The 4,299-nt window shown below is 42.3% G+C and carries 2 protein-coding genes; both read left to right on the forward strand.

What is annotated here, in order from left to right:
* Window positions 1–396 precede the first annotated feature (396 nt).
* Window positions 397–2,211: an assimilatory sulfite reductase (NADPH) flavoprotein subunit gene (locus CSV72_RS16335; protein ID WP_099679220.1), complete on the forward strand. Its 1,815-nt coding sequence runs from the start codon at window positions 397–399 to the stop codon at window positions 2,209–2,211.
* 23 nt (window positions 2,212–2,234) lie between these two features.
* The gene (gene cysI / locus CSV72_RS16340; protein WP_099679219.1) at window positions 2,235–3,959 is read left to right on the forward strand and encodes an assimilatory sulfite reductase (NADPH) hemoprotein subunit; all 1,725 of its coding nucleotides are present in this window, start codon (window positions 2,235–2,237) and stop codon (window positions 3,957–3,959) included.
* Window positions 3,960–4,299: the final 340 nt, after the last annotated feature.

A 4,299-nucleotide genomic window follows, 5' to 3' on the forward strand; every position in this document is an offset into this window, starting at 1 on the left:
TTCATGTGAGTCCTCCTTGGTTATAATTAGGGGTCAAGCCGTCGACGCCTTGACACCCCGAATCATACCAAGGGGACTTTTCTATTTCAATAGGGTTCCACTAACCAAACAGGAATGCTCCCGATGGATCAGCGCGGGCCTTGAGACCCCACAGGAAGCGAAGCTGACGAGGAGGCTCAAGGTCGCGCCCATGGGAAAGCGTCCCCTCCGAAGCGCAAATCCCCACCCCAACAAAGAATCCAACCACTCTAATTCTACAAAGTTTACTTTGCTATATTAAAAGCCTACTTGACTAATAGGTTTAATAATAATACAATGAAATTATCTTAAAATTAGTTGTCAGTCTAGTCAGATTTTGTTTGGAAAAATATATAAGAGGTTGCGAGGGTGATGAATATGGCGTTACAGGTATCGAACAGTCCTTTTAGTGAAGAACAAGTAGAGTTGCTCAATCGTTTATTGCCGAGCATTACAGAAACACAGCAATGTTGGTTGAGTGGTTATTTAACAGCTATCAGCTCAGCTTCAGTACCATCGGGTGGCGTCGCTGTATTAGAGCGTCCCGCTATCGAAGTTCCGACGGCAGTAAAAGAAATAACTATACTTTATGGCTCCCAAACAGGCAACGGGCAGGGAATCGCAGAACAAGCGGCAGCTAAGTTAAAAGAGCAATCTTTTAATGTAACTATACAGTCCATGAATGATTTCAAACCGAATAACCTGAAGAAAATTGAAAACCTATTGCTTGTCGTCAGTACGCACGGAGAAGGAGACCCACCTGACACAGCCTTACCGTTTTTTGAATTCTTGCATGGAAAACGTGCCCCGAAACTAGATCATCTTCATTATTCAGTATTGGCACTTGGCGATAGCTCGTACGAATTTTTCTGTAAGACGGGCGCTGATTTCGATCAGAAACTATCTGACCTTGGCGCTGTTCAGTTAGCACCACGTGTAGATTGTGATTTGGATTATGATGAGCCAGCAGCACAATGGCTAGCAGCGGTGGAAGTTTCATTAGAAATCCAAACGGGTGGTCAATCGGCTGCAGCTAGTGTAGCAGTGGAAACTACATCTTCTACTCAGTATTCACGCACGAATCCGTTTAAAGCGGAAGTACTTGAAAATATTAACCTAAACGGCCGAGGTTCCAATAAAGAGACGCGTCATCTGGAGATTTCATTAGAAGGCTCTGGACTGACATATGAATCGGGCGATAGTGTAGGGATTTTTCCAACGAATAATCCCGACTTAATCGATGAGATTATTCAACTAGGGAATTGGAATGCGGAAGAAACAGTCGAAATTAACTCACAAGGTGAACACCGTGCTTTACGCATTGCTTTACTGAATCACTTAGAGATTACCGTAGTAACTAAACCGTTACTTGAAAAACTATCTAATTACTCTAGGTCAGAAGAGTTGAAGCGAATTCTAAAAAAAGAAAATGCGGATGAACTTCGTGCGTATGTCGATGGACGCGATTTACTAGATGCATTGACGGACTTCGGACCAGTAGAAGCTTCAGAACAACAACTGGTGGGGATTCTTCGTAAATTGCCCGCAAGATTATATTCAATTGCAAGTAGTCTAGAAGCGAATCCTGAAGAAGTGCATCTGACAATTGGTGTTGTTCGTTACGAAGCGCATGGCCGCGACAGACAAGGTGTTTGCTCTATTCAATGTGCAGAAAACCTTGAGCCAGGAGATACATTACCAATCTATATCCATAAAAATGATAATTTCCGTTTACCTGCTAATTCCGAAACGCCGATCATCATGATAGGGCCAGGAACGGGTATCGCGCCATTCCGTTCATTCATTGAAGAACGTAGTGAAACAGGAGCAGAAGGAAAGTCTTGGTTGTTCTTTGGAGATCAGCATTATGTGACAGATTTCTATTATCAGACTGAGTGGCAAAATTACGTGAAGGATGGTGCGTTAACACGCCTCGATGTTGCCTTTTCACGTGATACGGATGAAAAAGTATATGTACAGCATCGTATGAAGCAAGCAAGTCAAGAACTGTACCAATGGATTGAAGAAGGTGCAGTGATTTATGTGTGTGGTGATGAACAGAACATGGCAAAAGACGTCCACGCGACGCTGCTGGAAATCCTTCAACAAGAAGGCGGCAAATCACTTGAAGAAGCTGAAGAATTCATTACACAGTTAGTTCAAGAAAAACGCTATCAGAGAGATGTCTATTAAGTAATTCGAAGGGGAGTGGGAGCATGTCTTCAACAACAAAACCGATCCATATACAAGATGGAGCACCGAGTGATGTAGAAGAAATTAAAATTGAAAGTGATTACTTGCGTGGAAATCTTATCGAAACGATGAATGATTCCATCAGTTCAGGAATTCCAGATGATGATAACCGTCTAATGAAATTCCACGGAAGTTATTTACAGGATGACCGAGATCTACGGATAGAGCGTCAGCGTCAAAAGTTAGAGCCGGCTTATCAATTCATGATCCGCGTGCGGACGCCAGCTGGCTTCGCTACGCCAAAGCAATGGCTTGTTATGGATGAACTGACACATAAATATGGTAACGGTACATTAAAGTTAACGACACGCCAAGCATTCCAAATGCATGGAATTTTGAAGTGGAATATGAAAAAGAATATCCAGGAAATGAATGATGCGCTACTGGATTCTATTGCGGCTTGTGGTGACGTTAACCGAAACGTCATGTGCAGCCCCAATCCGAATCAGTCATCGGTTCACGCGGAAATATATGAGTGGTCGAAGAGATTAAGTTTGGATTTACTGCCACAAACAACGGCTTATCATGAAATTTGGTTGGATGAGGAAAAGGTTGTGGATACCGCAGGGGAAGAAGTAGAGCCAATCTACGGCGCGACGTATTTGCCTAGAAAATTCAAGATTGGAATTGCAGTACCTCCAATGAATGATATAGATGTATTCTCTCAAGACATTGGATTGATTGCGATAGTAGAAGACGAAAAACTAGTCGGCTTCAACGTTGCGGTAGGTGGCGGTATGGGAATGGCGCATGGAGATGAGCAGACGTACCCTCAGTTAGGTCGTCTGATTGGATTCGTACCTGCAGATCAAGTGGTAGAAGTAGCCAAGCATTTAATGATGATCCAACGTGATAACGGAAATCGTTCTGTACGAAAGTATGCACGATTCAAGTACACGATTGATTCTCGCGGACTTGATTGGTTAATTAGAGAGCTTCATAGTCGTCTAGGCTGGGAGTTAGAAGGAACACGCCCTTATCACTTCGATCATAATGGAGACCGCTATGGATGGGTGCCAGCAGAAAATGATCGCTGGAATTATACATTCTTCATTGAAAACGGTCGCGTGCGTGATACTGAAAACTTTAAACTGATGACCGCTCTTCGCGAAATTGCAGAGATTCATACAGGTGATTTTCGTCTGAGTCCGAATCAAAACTTAGTGCTAGGCGATGTTGCTGATTCAAATAAGAAGAATATAGAAGAAATTATTGCGAAGTATAGTTTGGAGTCTCCAGCTGAGCAATCAGCATTACGTAGAAACTCTATGGCATGTGTATCCCTGCCGACATGCGGTTTAGCGATGGCAGAGGCAGAACGTTATTTACCTTCGCTGATCACAAAAATCGAGGGCTTACTGGATGATGCTGGACTTGGCGATGAAGAGATCGTGACGCGTATGACAGGATGCCCGAATGGATGTGCACGTCCAGCGATAGCGGAACTAGGCTTTATCGGTAAGGGACCAGGCAAGTATAATATGTACTTAGGTGGCGGCTTTACGGGGCAACGCTTAAGCAAGATTTATCGTGAAAACATTGGAGAAGAAGAGATATTAAGTGAGTTAGGACCGATATTAAAACATTATGCGAAAGAACGCGATGATGGTGAACACTTCGGAGACTTTGTGATCCGTGCTGGCATTGTTTCAGAAACTACAGACGGAACAAATTTCCACAAGGTGTAATTAGTTAAGCAGAGCAGCTGGAGTAAAATCTAGCTGTTCTTTTTATGGAATGAAATATTGCATAGAAATAAATTGTATGTATATGGTATATTAGGAATAGAATTAGGAATTTCAATATAGGATAATCAGTAAAGCGATTTGTAAGAAAAGTGAAACTCATTATGGGGTAGGACGTACAAATAAGAGAAGTAGATTGTTCCGCAAACGGGCCACTTTCTTAAATGGAGAGTTGTAACGTTTTTCAATAAGACTCGTCTGAATTTTAAAGGAGGTAATTTAAACAATGAAAAATAAAATTGTTCTATCTTTGTGTTTGACAGTAGTTGCTAGTCTACTATTT

This window comes from Sporosarcina sp. P20a (assembly GCF_002743175.1).
Taxonomy (GTDB): Bacteria; Bacillota; Bacilli; order Bacillales_A; family Planococcaceae; genus Sporosarcina.

Excerpts from the sequence above, each read along its gene's own strand:
- cysI (WP_099679219.1), top strand. The coding sequence starts at position 2,235 with ATGTCTTCAACAACAAAACCGATCCATATACAAGATGGAGCACCGAGT.
- CSV72_RS16335 (WP_099679220.1), top strand. The coding sequence starts at position 397 with ATGGCGTTACAGGTATCGAACAGTCCTTTTAGTGAAGAACAAGTAGAG.